At 45.5% G+C, this 14,547-nt stretch carries 16 protein-coding genes; 7 read left to right on the top strand and 9 right to left on the bottom strand.

Annotated elements, in window-relative coordinates; genetic code table 11:
- Positions 1 to 8 precede the first annotated feature (8 nt).
- On the bottom strand, positions 9 to 1,166 hold the full coding sequence (locus AC50Y5_RS02100; RefSeq protein WP_099519552.1) for a glycosyltransferase family 2 protein: 1,158 nt from the start codon (positions 1,164 to 1,166) through the stop codon (positions 9 to 11).
- A gap of 404 nt (positions 1,167 to 1,570) precedes the next feature.
- Between AC50Y5_RS02100 and AC50Y5_RS02095 the strand changes: the two genes are divergently transcribed.
- Positions 1,571 to 3,403, top strand: a complete 1,833-nt coding sequence (locus tag AC50Y5_RS02095; RefSeq protein WP_494858128.1) for a UbiD family decarboxylase — start codon at positions 1,571 to 1,573, stop codon at positions 3,401 to 3,403.
- A 133-nt stretch (positions 3,404 to 3,536) separates the two neighbouring features.
- Here the strand turns inward: AC50Y5_RS02095 and AC50Y5_RS02090 are convergent, their stop codons facing one another.
- The 6 genes from AC50Y5_RS02090 to AC50Y5_RS02065 all read right to left on the bottom strand — a co-directional run bounded on the left by AC50Y5_RS02090 (position 3,537) and on the right by AC50Y5_RS02065 (position 8,530).
- On the bottom strand, positions 3,537 to 4,274 hold the full coding sequence (locus AC50Y5_RS02090; protein WP_494858126.1) for a spermidine synthase: 738 nt from the start codon (positions 4,272 to 4,274) through the stop codon (positions 3,537 to 3,539).
- Between the two features lie 13 nt (positions 4,275 to 4,287).
- The gene (locus AC50Y5_RS02085; RefSeq protein ID WP_494858124.1) at positions 4,288 to 5,688 is read right to left on the bottom strand and encodes a hypothetical protein; all 1,401 of its coding nucleotides are present in this window, start codon (positions 5,686 to 5,688) and stop codon (positions 4,288 to 4,290) included.
- 142 nt (positions 5,689 to 5,830) lie between these two features.
- Positions 5,831 to 6,829 (bottom strand): biotin synthase BioB, encoded by a 999-nt coding sequence (gene bioB, locus AC50Y5_RS02080; RefSeq protein ID WP_494858773.1) that lies wholly within the window; start codon positions 6,827 to 6,829, stop codon positions 5,831 to 5,833.
- 282 nt (positions 6,830 to 7,111) lie between these two features.
- Complete coding sequence (locus AC50Y5_RS02075; RefSeq protein ID WP_494858122.1) at positions 7,112 to 7,609, bottom strand: SRPBCC family protein; 498 nt, start codon at positions 7,607 to 7,609, stop codon at positions 7,112 to 7,114.
- A complete protein-coding gene (locus tag AC50Y5_RS02070) occupies positions 7,602 to 7,973 on the bottom strand; it encodes an ArsR/SmtB family transcription factor (RefSeq protein WP_056032800.1) in 372 nt (123 codons plus the stop codon). The genes AC50Y5_RS02075 and AC50Y5_RS02070 overlap by 8 nt, the downstream gene beginning before the upstream one ends.
- Positions 7,974 to 8,245: 272 nt before the next feature.
- On the bottom strand, positions 8,246 to 8,530 hold the full coding sequence (locus tag AC50Y5_RS02065; RefSeq protein ID WP_063892464.1) for a hypothetical protein: 285 nt from the start codon (positions 8,528 to 8,530) through the stop codon (positions 8,246 to 8,248).
- Between the two features lie 208 nt (positions 8,531 to 8,738).
- Between AC50Y5_RS02065 and AC50Y5_RS02060 the strand changes: the two genes are divergently transcribed.
- Genes AC50Y5_RS02060 through AC50Y5_RS02035 form a run of 6 tightly spaced genes read left to right on the top strand, consistent with a single transcriptional unit; the run spans position 8,739 to position 12,281 of the window.
- On the top strand, positions 8,739 to 8,969 hold the full coding sequence (locus tag AC50Y5_RS02060; RefSeq protein ID WP_235533039.1) for a TM2 domain-containing protein: 231 nt from the start codon (positions 8,739 to 8,741) through the stop codon (positions 8,967 to 8,969).
- Between the two features lie 38 nt (positions 8,970 to 9,007).
- On the top strand, positions 9,008 to 9,526 hold the full coding sequence (locus AC50Y5_RS02055; protein ID WP_056029876.1) for a hypothetical protein: 519 nt from the start codon (positions 9,008 to 9,010) through the stop codon (positions 9,524 to 9,526).
- A gap of 12 nt (positions 9,527 to 9,538) precedes the next feature.
- The gene (locus tag AC50Y5_RS02050; RefSeq protein WP_494858119.1) at positions 9,539 to 10,063 is read left to right on the top strand and encodes a tubby C-terminal domain-like protein; all 525 of its coding nucleotides are present in this window, start codon (positions 9,539 to 9,541) and stop codon (positions 10,061 to 10,063) included.
- 16 nt (positions 10,064 to 10,079) lie between these two features.
- Complete coding sequence (locus tag AC50Y5_RS02045) at positions 10,080 to 10,430, top strand: LytTR family DNA-binding domain-containing protein (protein ID WP_056029882.1); 351 nt, start codon at positions 10,080 to 10,082, stop codon at positions 10,428 to 10,430.
- On the top strand, positions 10,427 to 11,374 hold the full coding sequence (locus AC50Y5_RS02040; RefSeq protein ID WP_494858117.1) for an ABC transporter ATP-binding protein: 948 nt from the start codon (positions 10,427 to 10,429) through the stop codon (positions 11,372 to 11,374). Before AC50Y5_RS02045 ends, AC50Y5_RS02040 begins: the two co-directional genes overlap by 4 nt.
- Positions 11,343 to 12,281, top strand: a complete 939-nt coding sequence (locus tag AC50Y5_RS02035) for a DUF2705 family protein (protein ID WP_494858115.1) — start codon at positions 11,343 to 11,345, stop codon at positions 12,279 to 12,281. Before AC50Y5_RS02040 ends, AC50Y5_RS02035 begins: the two co-directional genes overlap by 32 nt.
- 101 nt (positions 12,282 to 12,382) lie before the next feature.
- Here AC50Y5_RS02035 and glpK read toward each other — a convergent pair whose 3' ends face one another.
- Both glpK and AC50Y5_RS02025 read right to left on the bottom strand, forming a co-directional pair.
- Positions 12,383 to 13,873 (bottom strand): glycerol kinase GlpK, encoded by a 1,491-nt coding sequence (glpK, locus tag AC50Y5_RS02030; RefSeq protein ID WP_494858771.1) that lies wholly within the window; start codon positions 13,871 to 13,873, stop codon positions 12,383 to 12,385.
- 20 nt (positions 13,874 to 13,893) lie between these two features.
- On the bottom strand, positions 13,894 to 14,436 hold the full coding sequence (locus tag AC50Y5_RS02025; RefSeq protein ID WP_494858113.1) for a glycerol-3-phosphate responsive antiterminator: 543 nt from the start codon (positions 14,434 to 14,436) through the stop codon (positions 13,894 to 13,896).
- Between the last annotated feature and the right edge of the window lie 111 nt (positions 14,437 to 14,547).

The raw sequence follows: 14,547 nt of genomic DNA, 5'->3' as shown, positions 1-14,547 counted from the left end.
AGCGCGTACTAGCGCACCTTAGTTCCTGGCCAGCAGCTTTCATAAATCCGGTCGATGGAGATGACATTGCCATAGAGGTCAATGATCAAATCCTGTGCCCGGTGGGCGTGGCGCATTTCAATCCAGTAGCGGTTTTCCAGCAGACGCGTGAAGTTGTCTACGAGGAACAGCAGACGGCTGCGGCTCTGAATAAGCTCCTTGCCCAGCACCTGCGGCAGCCAAATCGCCCCATTCGAGTTGAAGCGGTTCGAATAGTCGTACACCTCGGTCAGCGTAGCGAATTCTGCCTCGCGAAGCTGGCTCCAGAACATATCCGCATCGCTGCGCACTTCTGCCAAATCGACGCCAATCATCGGCAGCGATGCCGCTGCTGCATCCTGCTGCTCCAGATGCGACTTCAGATGGTCAAACATGAACGGCCAAATATCGGCCTTGATGTCGCTGCCCCATTTTTTCCAGAAGCGGGCCAGGTTGTTTTTGCGATTGAAGCTGCGGTGGATGCCGCTGCTGCGCTCCCAGTGATAGGCCAAAACTTCCGGATTAATAACGATGTCATAGCCGGCTGCACGCGCTCTCATCTGGTAATCGAAATCCTCGTAGCCGTTGAAGAACTTTTCATCAAGCAGCCCCACCTTCTCATACACTTCGCGCTTCATGCCAAACATTGCGAAAATGACGAGCTGCACGGAAAACGTCTGCTTCGGAATATCCATTGGCGACGCGTTTAGAAATAGATGACGGCCAATCGTATCCGCAAATGCAATGCCGCAATGCTGGACGCCGCCTGTTTGCGGATACAGCAGCACGCCGCCTGCCATGCCGATTTCATCGCTGCTGTCCAGCGTTTCGCTCATGAGCTGCTGCCAATTGTGATTCAGAATCGTGTCGGAATCGAGAAAATAAATATATTGCCCCTGTGCAATTTTTAGCGCGCTATTAATAGAAACGGCGCATCCAAGCGGATAGTCGTGCTGCAAAATCTCCACCGTCACGCCTTCCTTGCACTCTGACTGAAGCTTATCCAAATGCTGTCTGACTGCTGTGCCGGAACCGTCATTGATGAAGATAATCTGGGTGGATGGGCTTACTGTCCGCAGCAATGAATCCGTAAATAAGTTCAAAATGTTATAATCTTGGTTTACTGGCACAATAACTGTGTGTAGCATGTAATCTCCTCCACATGATTTATAGTTTCAACATCGTTCGACGCCAGCTGCCCTCCCTTTATTTCGACTCGACTCTATCTAATTTTGGAATTTATGACGTGTGACTGGAATAGAATCTGGTTACAGTGTATGTTTATGCACCTTGCTGTGTAAATCTCAATATCTGAACTCTATTAAATTTTGAACCTTTTCTGTCGATTGGTCGGTAAATTTGACAAGGGGTTTTAATTCGTTTTAACTAGAGATAACTGGTTTTTTTAATATAAGAATTTATAAGCTTCACACTTATAAATTCTTATATTTCTCGGATTGAAACGCGCCGCGCCGCCAAAGGACGGCGAAAGCCTTTCCACCTTGGCTGAGAATCATTTCGCAAAATTCATATAGATCGGAGCTATTTCAACATGTATCGCCACTTGGAACAATGTGTACTCGATTTGGAACAAAACGGACATCTCGTTCGAATAAAGGAAGAGGTCGACCCCCATTTGGAAATGGCGGCGATTCATATGAAGGTATTTGAAGCTGGCGGTCCCGCCCTATTGTTCGAAAATGTAAAAGGCTCCAAATTTCGTGCCGTCTCTAATTTGTTTGGAACGGTTGAGCGGAGCAAATTCATGTTCCGCCATACATGGGAGTCCACCCAGCGCGTCATCGATTTGCGCGGCGCCCCCATGAAAGCAATGAAAAACCCGTTTGGGCATATTGGAACGGGGCTTGCAGCATGGAAAGCGCTGCCGAAGCAAAGCTCAGGCAGCGTGCCAGTAGCGGCGCAGGAAATTCAAATTTCCGACCTGCCGCTCATTAAGCATTGGCCAGACGATGGCGGCGCTTTCGTAACGCTGCCGCAGGTGTTTACCGAGCAGCCGGGCAAGCCGGGACTGATGAATGCGAATCTCGGCATGTACCGCGTTCAGCTGAGCGGCAATGATTACGAGCTGAATAAGGAAATCGGCGTCCATTACCAAATTCACCGCGGCATTGGCATTCATCAGGATATGGCGAATAAGCTGGGCAGGCCGCTGAAGGTGAGCATCTTCGTTGGCGGTCCGCCAGCCCATACGCTTGCAGCTGTTATGCCGCTGCCGGAAGGCTTAAGCGAAATGACCTTTGCCGGCTTGCTCGCAGGACGCCGTTTCCGCTATAGCTACCGAGATGGATTTGTGCTTAGCAATGACGCAGATTTCGTCATTACTGGGGAAATTCATCCTGGAGAGACGAAGCCGGAAGGCCCATTTGGCGATCACTTGGGCTATTACAGCCTGACGCATCCGTTTCCGCTCATGAAGGTGCATAAAGTGTATGCAAAGCCCAATGCGATCTGGCCGTTTACGGTTGTCGGAAGACCTCCGCAGGAGGATACCGCCTTCGGAGCACTTATCCATGAGCTTACGGGAGATGCGATCAAGCAGGAAATTCCCGGCGTGAAGGAAGTCCACGCCGTCGATGCAGCAGGCGTGCATCCGCTGCTGTTCGCTATTGGAAGCGAGCGGTATACGCCGTATCAGCAGGTCAAGCGGCCAACGGAAATTTTGACGCTGGCGAACCGGATTTTGGGCACAGGGCAGCTCAGCCTGGCCAAATATTTATTTATTACGGCGGAGGACAAGCAGCCTGTAACGACGCATCATGAGGCGGAATTTCTCGCCTATGTGCTGGAGCGGCTGGAGCTGCGCCGGGATATTCATTTTTATACAAATACGACGATCGATACGCTGGACTATTCGGGTACGGGGCTTAATGAAGGCAGCAAGGTCGTTTTTGCCGCCTATGGAGAGAAGATTCGCGAGCTGTGCCGCGAAACGCCTGACGTGCTGAAGGAGCTGCGCGGATTTGAAAACGCGCGTCTCGTTATGCCCGGCGTCGTAGCCATTCAAGGTCCAGCATTCACGAGCTACGCCGATGCGAAGGCGCAATTGCAGAGCTTGAGCGAAGCAATTGCTGAGAAGGGACCTCTGCCTTCCTGCCCGATGATTGTTTTATGCGACGACAGCACGTTTTTAAGCGCGAAGGTGGATAACTTCCTGTGGGCTACGTTTACGCGCAGCAACCCTTCCCATGATATTTACGGGGTAAATAGCGGCTACGAGCACAAGCACTGGGCCTGTGATAACGTCATTATTGATGCGCGTACGAAGCCTCATCAAGCGCCGCCACTCATCGCCGATCCGGCGGTGGAGAAACGGATTGAGCGTTTGTTCGCAGCCGGTGCGAGCCTCGGCGGGCTTAAGCTGTAGGCTGATTAAATGCCGCCGCATTATAAATAGACAAACAAAGGAGTACAGGCTCATGTCCTGTACTCCTTTGTTTTGCTCATCATGCGTTGATTCATTCGCTTTATAGTTGACAATGCGATTGTACAAAATAACTTTAATCTCGAATAATATAGCCTTGACCGGGCTCAAGCTCCACGAATCCAGCCATGTGGCGAGCTTGAAAGGCGACAGGCCGATCGCTGCCCATGAGGATGATATTTTGCAAATCAGCTGATCCATCTGCTGGCAAAATGAACGCCTTCGTATAAACAAAAACCTCCCCAAGCGTCGTTTGAATGGCATGAATGAGCCTGTCCCGCTCCCCCCTGCCCATGAGATTCAAAAGGACAGCGCCACCTTCGCTGAGCTTGCTTCGAATTAAATGAAAAAACTCCAGTGACACAAGCTGCTTTGGCGTTCCCTGTCTGGTGAAAGCATCAACAATGACATAATCGTAAGCATGTTCCGCTTCTCCTTCCAGCAAAGCACGCCCATCTCCAATGACGACATTATCCTGATTATAGCCAAAATACAACCGGCTCAGCTCTACGACTGTCTCATCAAGCTCGGCTACCTTGAACGTTTTATCTTCAAAATAACGGGCGATCGTACCGATGCCATGACCGATGAGAAAAACTTTTTCAAAAGCCGCTTGATTGCTTTCCATCAGATGAATGATCGCCCGTGGATATTCGAACAATATACGTCCGGGGCGTTCCAGATCAAGCGCGCCCTGCGTCGCATCTCCAGAAAATTGCAGGACGCGAAAGCGCCCTTTTTCCCCATCCAGCTCTGTCGTGTCGTAGACGGCAATTTCGTGATGAGCGGTTCGCTCCTCAAACCATAGTTTCACTTGTTTATTCGCATCAAAAATCACTAAACGTCATATCCATCGCTTCAATCATAAAATCAATTAATCCCCCAGCTTTAGTATCATCTTTCGCCAGTCCGATAAACTCCGTAACTTTGCGGTCTATCCGATCGGCATTACCAGCCATTTCATCAAGTTCTTCTTGCGAAATCATACTGCCATCATCGTTTTCATCCATTACCGTTTTCGAGAAAGCCAGCATAAGGCTGCGCACCTGTTCCCAGACTTTTTGAAGCTCATCAACATCAGCATAACGACTGTTCATCTTTTTTTCAATATTGCCTACAACATAACTGTGAATCACTGCCCTATACTCAAGATTATAATTAGCCGCAAATTCTTGCCACATGGTGCCTTTTCCACTCTTTACGTAATTATAATCTATCACTTCACTAAGGATATCTCCCAAAAGTTCGTCATATATCTTAACCTTCTCTGCAAGCTCGTCATGACCAGCCAACATGTGAACAATATCTTGGTCGAAGCATTGCCCTAGAAGATACATTAAGCTTTTATGGAGATAGGTTGAATAATCCATAAAAATCGCAGTGGAATCGTAGGTGTTTACATATTTCAAGCTGTTCTTTTCTAACATCTTGCTGCTGCAGATGAGTGCTGCCAAATGCTCGATTTTTATTTCATCATCATCCAGGTTGGCGATCTCGTTATAAATCAATGCGGCCTCCCCCGTAACTCCTGCAATACTTTTGCTGCCATCGGTACGATTTAGCAGGTCATCAAGCCAGAGCAGCGGGACAAAATACTGATGGTCACTAAAATACACCGAGGCCCATGTCAGGGACCCGCCGTTGGCTCCCGCTCTGGCATCCTTATAGTTTCCGATAATGATAATATCCTTTTCACCGTCATGATTGATATCTTTAAAGCTAACTGCAAGAATATCCTCCAGCTCATAACGGGATGCGCTGTTGCGAGGGAGCCGATATTCCGCTTTGCCATCCTTATTGATTAGATAAAATCGCTGCTCCCCTTTATGATTAGCATTAGAATACCCGCTTACAAAATGCACCGCGCCCCAGTCCTGAAGCTCCGCCTCAAAGGATTGCTCCTCAATAATGATTAGCCCTTCGTCTTGCAGTTGAGCAAGTGTTTTTCCAACATACGACTGCTGCTCATCTTCATTCTCCTCCTCTAAATCAGCCGTATCTACGAATTGTGTTTCCTGATTGGTCGGTTGAAATGAATTATTTTGCGTGACATTTCCTGCTTCTTCACTGCTGCCAATTGGCGATGTAGTTGTCGATACTTCCGGAACGGCTTCTGTTTGAACGGATGCGGACAAATCGTCCTCTGCTTTATTGGATGAACATCCTGCCAATGCGATAATGATGGTCAGCATTCCTGCTGCCATGACGAACTTGAATTTCTTGCTCATTATTTCCCCCATGTTTACTTATCATTTTCTTATTTTCTAAAGCCCTACTCTTAAAATTCGACATGATTTTCATAGCTCCTTCCTTAAATTGGAGATAATACGATCCAGATGAAGCAGCAGAGCGGATTAAGCAATCGTCCGATTAGAGCGCATTCCGCTCAATTTCAAACCCCAGGTCTTGAATCATTTGATGGTCAATCGAAATATCCTGGCCCTCTGTCGTCAAATAATCGCCGACGAACAGCGAATTTGCCGCATATAATGCTAAAGGCTGGAGCGATCGCAGACTGCGCTCCCGTCCGCCAGCAACGCGAATTTCCCGCGACGGGCAGATTAAACGAAACAGGGCCAGCACCTTTAAAGCTTGCAGTGGCGGCACGCAGCCCGCAGCTGCAAGCGGCGTGCCTTGTATCGCATGAAGAAAGTTAATTGGAATCGAATCCGCTTCAAGCTCGCGTAAAGCAAAGGCCATTTCAACGATCTCCTCGTCTGTTTCCCCCATTCCGATAATGACGCCCGAGCACGGCGATAGACCGTGGGCTTTAGCGGTTTGCACCGTGTGGACACGCTGCTCATATGTATGTGTCGTAGTAATGGAAGAGTAGTGCTTCTCGCTCGTATTCAAATTATGATTGTATCGATGAACGCCTGCATCAGCTAAACGCTTCGCCTGCTCCTCTTTCAGCAGCCCCAGACAGGCACAAATTTTCAGCGGCATCGTCGCGCGAATTTCCTCAACCGCTTCTACCACTTGGCTGAGCTCCTTATCTGTAGGTCCCCTGCCTGCTGCAACTATGCAGTAGGTTCCCGCTTTGCGAGCCAATGCTTCGTGTGCGCCAGCTAGCAGTGTCGTTTTATCAAGCATGGTATATTTGGGGATAGGGGCGGTCGACACAATCGATTGGGAGCAGTAGCCGCAGTCCTCTGGACAGTTGCCGCTTTTCGCATTAATCAGCATATTTAGCTTTACCTTTCTGGCAAAAAAATGCTGCCTCACTGAAAATGCTGCCTGCAAAAGCGGAAGCAGCTCCTCCTGCTGCGCCCCAAGAATAGACCGTCCCTCCGCTAACGTTAGACATTGTCCAGCAAGCGCTTTTTGCGCCATCGCTTCCCACTTGCTCCCATTAAGCTGTTGCTCCATCATCATACGACCTTCCTTCCCACCAAATAAAAAGCTGCACCACTTTTATTCGGACATGTATCTATTATTTTAAATCCGATAAAATTGTTAACCTAAATAAATAAAATTTGGTTAACAATTAATCTTTGTTATTTTAGCAAAACATGCCTCCTCTGTAAAGATCGCCTTCATTTCTTTCCTGAGCACGGCATAACAAAAAGACTGTCCCCTTGCAGCTTGCACTGCGAAAGAAACAGCCTTCGGTATTGCTTAAAACCTGCATAATTACTCGATTAAAAAGGCTTAGCCTGCTTGAACGCCTTTCAAATAAGCTTCGAGCTGGTCGAACGTGCCGCCAAAGCCTTGTCTCATGGAATCGAACATGTCCATGAAAAATTGGCGTTCTGCCTCCGTCGCATTAATCGGCCCTCCAAGCAAGGTAAGAATAGTTTTGCCATCCTGCTCGGTAAACGTTAACGTATTGGACACTTCAATCGGGAATGTTTCGCTGAAAGGAGCACGTATGGCATTGCCATCCTTGTCCGAAAAAGAGTTAACGAAAACGATTTTTTCCGGCTCCACGATTTCTCCAAAAACGAATCTGCCCCACATTTCAGCACCATCCGGCGCCGTCATCTTGTAATGGAACATGCCGCCTGGTCTAAAATCCAGCTTGGCATAGCTAATTTCCAGTCCAGTCGGTCCCCACCATTTTTTCAAATGCTCGACCTCAGACCATACTTTAAATACGAGCTCGCGCGGCGCATCCAGTTCTCTTGTAATTTCTAATTGATCAGCCATGTTCATCCTCCGTCTTTAGCTTAGTAATCGATTGCTGGGCTTGTGCTGCCTCTTGCTTCTGAAGCTCCTTCAAATAAGCCTCCAAATTGTCAAAGCGCTGCTCCCACATGCTGCGGAACGTCTCCGACCATTCATTCAATTGCTGTAAAGATTGTGGCCGCAGCTTGTAAATTCGCTTATTGGCAGCCGGCTGCACCTCAACCAGGCCCGCGTCGCTGAGTACGCGAAGATGCTTCGACGTCTGGGGCTGGTTCAGCTCCAGCTGCTCGGCAATAGCTCCTACGGGCAGCGGCCCGTCACGCAGAAGCTCCACGATACTCAGGCGGTTCGGCTCGGCTAAAGCGCTAAAGGTCATCGCTTTCATCATTATAAATCTACTCCAGACTTGTTATCCATTAAAGTATACTTCAAAAGGAATATTCCTGTAAATGCATATTTAATTCAAAATGTTTTGCAGGTATTCTCTTCATCATAACAAGCCAAGCCGATTTGTACCACAGCAGAAGGAAAATAAACAAAAGAAACGGCCGTCCACGGAAAAATACCGCGAACGACCGACTTGTTTGCCCAATATTATCCTGATTAATCTACTAATAGGACAAAATTTATTTAAACTAACATTCTTCTAGTAGAAGACTAAAGAATATTAGCGCTTCCCCACAGAACCGAGATAATGTCTGCTATTTTCCCTGCAGGCGTTAAGCTCAAAATGAATTCTCCTAGATCAAGAATGACGCCGCCCAGATCTGCCCAAGAGAAATTGCCCCCAAATGAATTGTAAATAGCGCGGAACTTCCATAGCAAGGAGTTATAAAGTGAAACAGCATCCCCCGCAACATTAAGCTTTCTGAAAATCAATTGCGCAATAGACCAAGCTGCATCAGCAAGACTCGACGTACCAGTAAAAGCATTGTATAACATAATCCAATTTCCTCCTAAAAAATATGTTTTTGACTACAAACACATCGTAACCTGATTATTACTATTTTTTTTCGAATCTATTCGAACTAGTAAGTTTGATACTTAAAACAATCATTTACCAATACGTAATGGTAAAAAATCTATTCTAAATAATCAATATTGATTAGTTTGGGCATTTTTGTTATTATTAATTTCAAGATGAAAGGGGGTGAATGGGTTGAAAAAACCATGGTTAGCTATATTACTTTCTTTTATTTATCCGGGTCTTGGGCATTTATATTTAGGATATGTAAAAAAGGGAATTATTTTGCTTGTTGTTGAATTTATTTCTATTCTACTTATTTCAGTCGTTGTCGGAATTTTCTTATACCCTATTATCTGGATATACAGTATTATTAACGCTTATCAATTATCCACAAAATCGCAAGCGGCTTCATAGTTCGGCCATGCTTCCATATCCATTGAAGGGTAATTCAAATGATGAATTTTCGAAAAAAATTGATTTTATTTTTCTGCATGTTGTCCTTTATTTTTTTTCTAATCGGCTTTTTTTCGCCAGGACAATCTGAACATCATGAAATAAGTCAACTAGGCTTCAATGATGCTCTATTTATCTTTATTTTCAATAGTATCAATCTATTAATCTGGTTCATGCTTTCTTTGACGGGCTTGTCCCCATTGCTTATATTAAAAGCGATTTTCGGCATGGGCACAGGCTGGCATGCGTTGTCTATCTCTCCTTTACTCTATTACAGCACTTCATTTTCACATGGGGTTTTGGAATGGATCGCCTGTCTTATCGTCTTTCTTTTTACAATCGATCATCTTTATCATTTAACTTCATATTTCAGGAAAAAAATCTCTTATGAACAATTGAAAAGCTTTTATTGGGTGACTGTAAAGAAAACGATTCCAACGGCCCTTTTCATACTTTTCGCCGCAGCTTTTTTTGAGGTATATGTATCTAATAGGCTGTTGCTCATTCTAGTTCAATAAGAAGGGTGTCCTATGATTTATAAAACGACTTTACCTTTTCTAAGGCTGAGTACCTCATCGGCAATACTAGAAGATGAGAACGGCAGCCCTGTTGGGAGCATGCAGCGTTATTACTCAAATAAGAAACAGAAGCTCATGAATTATTTATTCGATAATATGGTGAATAATGTACATGCCTACGATGAAGATAACAATCTACTCGTTGATATTAAAGAAATAAACACAATAAAAACGCTTGTAACAGAAAAATGGCATGTGCATATTGGTCAAGATCAGTTCGTTTGCGAGAAAAAAACAAAAATCAAAACCAATCCTCAATTTTTATATAAAAAGTATAATGAAGAGATTTGGATCAAAAAAGATTTTGCTGATAAAGCTGTCCGCTTTACTTTAAATGGACAGATCATTGCTGAAGCTGTACCAGACGGGCTAATACCGCCGAAATCCAATCATATTACATTCAAAATATTCGACTCTCGATTTGAAGTTCATGAAATTGCGTCTTTATATTATGTTTTTTCTCTAAAAAATAGCTAATATTTAGGAGTTAATTATGAATATTCAATTGGTGCATAATCGACTGATTATTGCGAAAAGAGATCAGATTGTTTACCTAGACCTGTCTGAAATTATTTTTATTGAGCGTATTGGACAAAAAACCTTGATTCACACGGATACACAAGAAATTTATGTGTATGTCTCTTTGAAAGATTTAATGGGCATATTGCCCGATATGTTTGTAAGATCGCATAAGTCTTTTATAGTAAATGTCTTCAATTTAAAAGAGCTCAATTTTTTCAACCGTAATACATATGAAGCTTACTATAAAAACCGTAAAACCGCTTTAGTAAGTAAACGTGTAATACGACAATCTATTACATTGAACCAGGTGGGAACCCAGTGACCATTCATCCATTACAAATCGAAAATTTGAGCAAGACCATTCGGGGAAAAAGCATATTGCAAAATATTTCACTTGAGGTAAGAAGAGGCGAAATTTTCGGATTGCTCGGGCCCAATGGAGCAGGTAAAACAACGCTATTTCGCCTAATTGCCAACCTGATATTTCCAACACAAGGCTCCATATATATTAATGGAATAAATGCTAATCAAAATCATGTACTCGCCGCGAAACATATCGGGGCTATCATTGAAACACCGCATATGTACCCTTTTTTAACTGCTTATCAAAATCTAGTTCATTTTTCTCTCTACAGCCAACAGGAACCAGATAAAAACAGCATTTTGGAAATTTTAAAAGTCGTCGGCCTGCAAGAAGCTGCAAGAAAAAAAGTGAAAACCTTCTCGCTAGGGATGAAACAAAGGCTCGGACTAGCACAGGCGCTGCTCCATAATCCCGACCTTATTTTGCTCGATGAGCCAACCAATGGCATGGACCCTGTCGGTATGAAGGAGTTCCGAGATTATCTCCATCATTTGACCAAGGAGCAGAACAAAACCGTCATTATTTCAAGCCATTTGTTAAATGAAATGGAAATGATTTGTGATCGTGTGGCGTTTATAGTGGATGGTGAAGTCAAATCGATTGAATCCATGCAAAAAACAGAAAACGTTAGGCAAGTTGTTACAATAGAGATAGACTCAACCGAACGAGCGTTACCATTACTTCATAAGCATGAACGAACGTCGAACTTGCTCAAGGTGGAGGAATCCGAATTGGTTTTCCTGTTGCTACGCGAAGAAATTTCGGAAATGCTTTATCTCCTTATTCATCATCAGATCCATGTATATGCTGTTCAAAGCAAACAGTTGAGCCTGGAAGACAAGTTCATGAGCTTGACAGAGGAGGCTTCCATTGATAAGGCTTATAAGAGCAGAGCAAATTAAAATATACAGCCGTCCTATGGTATGGGCCATGGCTATCATTTTTGTAATCATTGTTATTATGACGGCACTGTTTAATATCGATAAAAGGAACGATTCTCAAACAGACGATTGGAAAACCGTTATAAACGAAGAAAACCAATTGTTAAAAGAACAAATGAAGGAAGCTCCAGAGGATGTTCTTCCCTATTTAAATTCACAAATTCAACGTAACGAGTATGCCTTGGAAAATGGAGTGTCTCCGGATCGCATGACATCTTGGAAATTTTTAAGCCTGGTCTCCAATTTCCTTCCATTCGTCACATTATTTACGCTTATTGTTGCCAGTGATATCGTAGCTAGTGAATTTAAATGGGACACCATGAAGCTGCTGCTCATCCGTCCAGTTCGCCGCTATAAAATATTGTTAGCGAAATATTGTTCCGTCCTTATGTTCTCAGCCTTGCTTATCTGTATGATTTTTCTTTCATCTTGGATTATTGGTTCCCTTTTATTTGGGGTCGATGGCGCTTCAGAGCCATTCATATTTTCAAAGGATAAACAAAATTATGAACACATCCCTATGGTTATGCATGTGTTCCTATCATATGGATTAAAAATGATTACCCTTTGCGTTATTGTCACTATGGCATTTGTCATCTCTATACTGTTTCGAAGCAATTCTCTCGCCATTGCATTCTCTGTGTTTATCTTGTTTGGCGGCAATATGATCTCTGCCTTCTTAAGTCGAATTCAACCGGAATTCGCAAAATATTTTTTATTTTCTCATTTGAATCTTGAGGCTTATTTTACAGGCACCCCAATAGTAGAAGGTGTTACCCTTCCATTTTCATTGATCATTCTGTCCGGTTATATGCTATGCTTTTACGCCGCCGGCTGGGCCGTATTCACTAGAAGGGAAATGGGCTAATACTCGCGTATAAACAAATAGGGCAATTCCTAAAGTCATCTTGCATGACAGCAGGAATTGCCCCTATTTATGACTGCCCCGGCAACCAGGGGGCCGTTCTATTATTTAAACGCCCTCGCGGCGTTCACTGCTTTTTTCCAGCCGGTATAGAGCTTTTCTTTACGCTCTTCCTCCATGGCGGGCTGGAATGCCCGCTCCTTGTGCCATTGCTCCATAATTTCCTCGCGGCTGGTCCAGAAGCCTACCGCCAGTCCCGCTAAATAGGCAGCGCCTAGTGCCGTCGTCTCTGCATTGACCGGACGCTCGACCGGAACGCCGAGAATATCGCTCTGGAACTGCATGAGGAAGTCATTTTTCACGGCTCCGCCATCGACGCGCAGCGTTTTCAGCGTTAGCCCAGAATCAGCCTCCATAGCCGCAAGCACATCGCGCGCCTGGTAAGCGAGCGCCTCAAGCGTTGCTCTAATAAAATGCTCCTTGGTCGTGCCGCGTGTCAGCCCGAATACCGCCCCGCGCACGTCGCTATCCCAATAAGGCGTGCCTAGTCCAACAAACGCCGGAACGACATAAACGCCTTCCGTTGAATCGACGCGCGCGGCGTACTGCTCGCTGTCCGTCGCATTTTGCAGCATGCGCAGGCCATCCCGCAGCCATTGAATAGCAGAGCCCGCTACAAAAATACTGCCCTCCAGTGCATATTCAACCTTTCCGTCTATCCCCCACGCGATTGTGGTCAGCAAGCCATGCTCGGACACCACTGCTTTTTCACCCGTGTTCATCAGCATGAAGCAGCCTGTGCCGTAAGTGTTTTTTGCCATGCCTTCCTGGTAGCAGGCTTGACCGAACAAGGCCGCTTGCTGGTCGCCTGCGATGCCGGAGATTGGAATTTTGCAGCCGAAAAAATGATATTCGTCGGTATAGCCGTAGACCTCAGAGGAAGGACGTACTTCTGGAAGCATATTAGCTGGTACCGATAGCAGCTCCAGCAGCTCTTCATCCCATTTTAACTCGTTAATGTTATACATCAGTGTGCGCGAAGCATTGGAATAATCCGTCACATGGACTTTGCGCCCGGACAGGCGCCAGATCAGCCACGTATCGACCGTTCCGAACATCAGCTCGCCGCGCTCAGCCTTCTCACGCGCGCCCTCCACATGGTCAAGAATCCATTTCACCTTGGTGCCTGAGAAATAAGCATCAATAAGCAAGCCCGTCTTGCTGCGGAACAACGGCTCGTGGCCATCAGCCTTAAGCTGCTCGCAAATCTCTGCCGTTTGGCGCGATTGCCAGACGACGGCATTGTAAATCGGAATTCCCGTCTCGCGATCCCATACAATCGCCGTTTCACGCTGGTTTGTAATGCCGATTCCAGCAATCTGCTGCGTTTTAATGCCTGATTCAGACAAACAGGCGGCAATGACAGCCAGTATAGAGCCCCAAATTTCATTGGCGTTATGCTCGACCCAACCTGATTTTGGAAAATATTGCTTAAACTCCTGCTGGGCCGTATGAACCTTTTCCCCTTTTTTATTAAATAAAATAGCTCGCGAGCTTGTCGTGCCTTGATCGAGCGCCAATATATATTTTTCCATCAATTCAATAACCTCCTGATTTACACGTTCCACAGCGCCGCATTGCTGGATGAAACCGCAATAGCACCAGAACCGAACAAAGCGGGCAAATCCTCACGTGTATGCACAAAGCCGCCCAAAATAATTTCCGTATTCGTCTCCTGCCTGATTTTGCCGACCATAGAGTTGGCGAAGCTTGGCAGCAACTCGATGTAATCGGGCTTCACATGCGCAGCCGTATTAATAATCGTCTTGACCGAATGCGAGTCAATGAGAAATCCGCGTTGAATAGCGGCCAGCCGATGTTTCTTAGCAAGCAGAAGGCTGGACGTTCTCGTGCTGATGACGCCATCAATCTTGATCGCCTTGGCTAAATAATGAATAGATGCCTCATCGTCCTTAATGCCTTTGACCATATCCAGATGCAAGAACAGCTTTTTCCCCGCGCTTCGCACCGCATCCGCAATGCCTTGCAATTGGATTAGCTCACCCTCTAGCAAAAATAAGATGGGCTGCGGCGAGGCAAGCGCCTGCTCTAGTTCCTTGAAATTCCGAATGGCCGGAATGACCGTATTCGGCTGCATGCCTGTTCCCTCCCTACTCGCAATCATTCACGGCTGCCCGGATTACTGTGAAGGCTGTCAAGCTGTAAACGATTTCAACGGCTATAAATTAAAAAAAGCCGACAGAAAGAA

It is taken from the genome of Paenibacillus sp. JT22N7 (genome assembly GCF_059383875.1).
Note: the sequence above shows the minus strand (reverse complement) of the source record. Positions and strands in the feature narration are given on the sequence as shown.

Bases quoted from the DNA above. Each gene is read 5' to 3' on its own strand.
- AC50Y5_RS02055 (WP_056029876.1), top strand. From the start codon at position 9,008: ATGATGAATTTTCGAAAAAAATTGATTTTATTTTTCTGCATGTTGTCC.
- AC50Y5_RS02100 (WP_099519552.1), bottom strand. From the start codon at position 1,166: ATGCTACACACAGTTATTGTGCCAGTAAACCAAGATTATAACATTTTG.
- AC50Y5_RS02050 (WP_494858119.1), top strand. From the start codon at position 9,539: ATGATTTATAAAACGACTTTACCTTTTCTAAGGCTGAGTACCTCATCG.
- AC50Y5_RS02070 (WP_056032800.1), bottom strand. From the start codon at position 7,973: ATGAAAGCGATGACCTTTAGCGCTTTAGCCGAGCCGAACCGCCTGAGT.
- AC50Y5_RS02095 (WP_494858128.1), top strand. From the start codon at position 1,571: ATGTATCGCCACTTGGAACAATGTGTACTCGATTTGGAACAAAACGGA.
- glpK (WP_494858771.1), bottom strand. From the start codon at position 13,873: ATGGAAAAATATATATTGGCGCTCGATCAAGGCACGACAAGCTCGCGA.
- AC50Y5_RS02025 (WP_494858113.1), bottom strand. From the start codon at position 14,436: ATGCAGCCGAATACGGTCATTCCGGCCATTCGGAATTTCAAGGAACTA.
- AC50Y5_RS02085 (WP_494858124.1), bottom strand. From the start codon at position 5,688: ATGAGCAAGAAATTCAAGTTCGTCATGGCAGCAGGAATGCTGACCATC.
- AC50Y5_RS02075 (WP_494858122.1), bottom strand. From the start codon at position 7,609: ATGGCTGATCAATTAGAAATTACAAGAGAACTGGATGCGCCGCGCGAG.
- AC50Y5_RS02045 (WP_056029882.1), top strand. From the start codon at position 10,080: ATGAATATTCAATTGGTGCATAATCGACTGATTATTGCGAAAAGAGAT.
- bioB (WP_494858773.1), bottom strand. From the start codon at position 6,829: ATGGAGCAACAGCTTAATGGGAGCAAGTGGGAAGCGATGGCGCAAAAA.
- AC50Y5_RS02065 (WP_063892464.1), bottom strand. From the start codon at position 8,530: ATGTTATACAATGCTTTTACTGGTACGTCGAGTCTTGCTGATGCAGCT.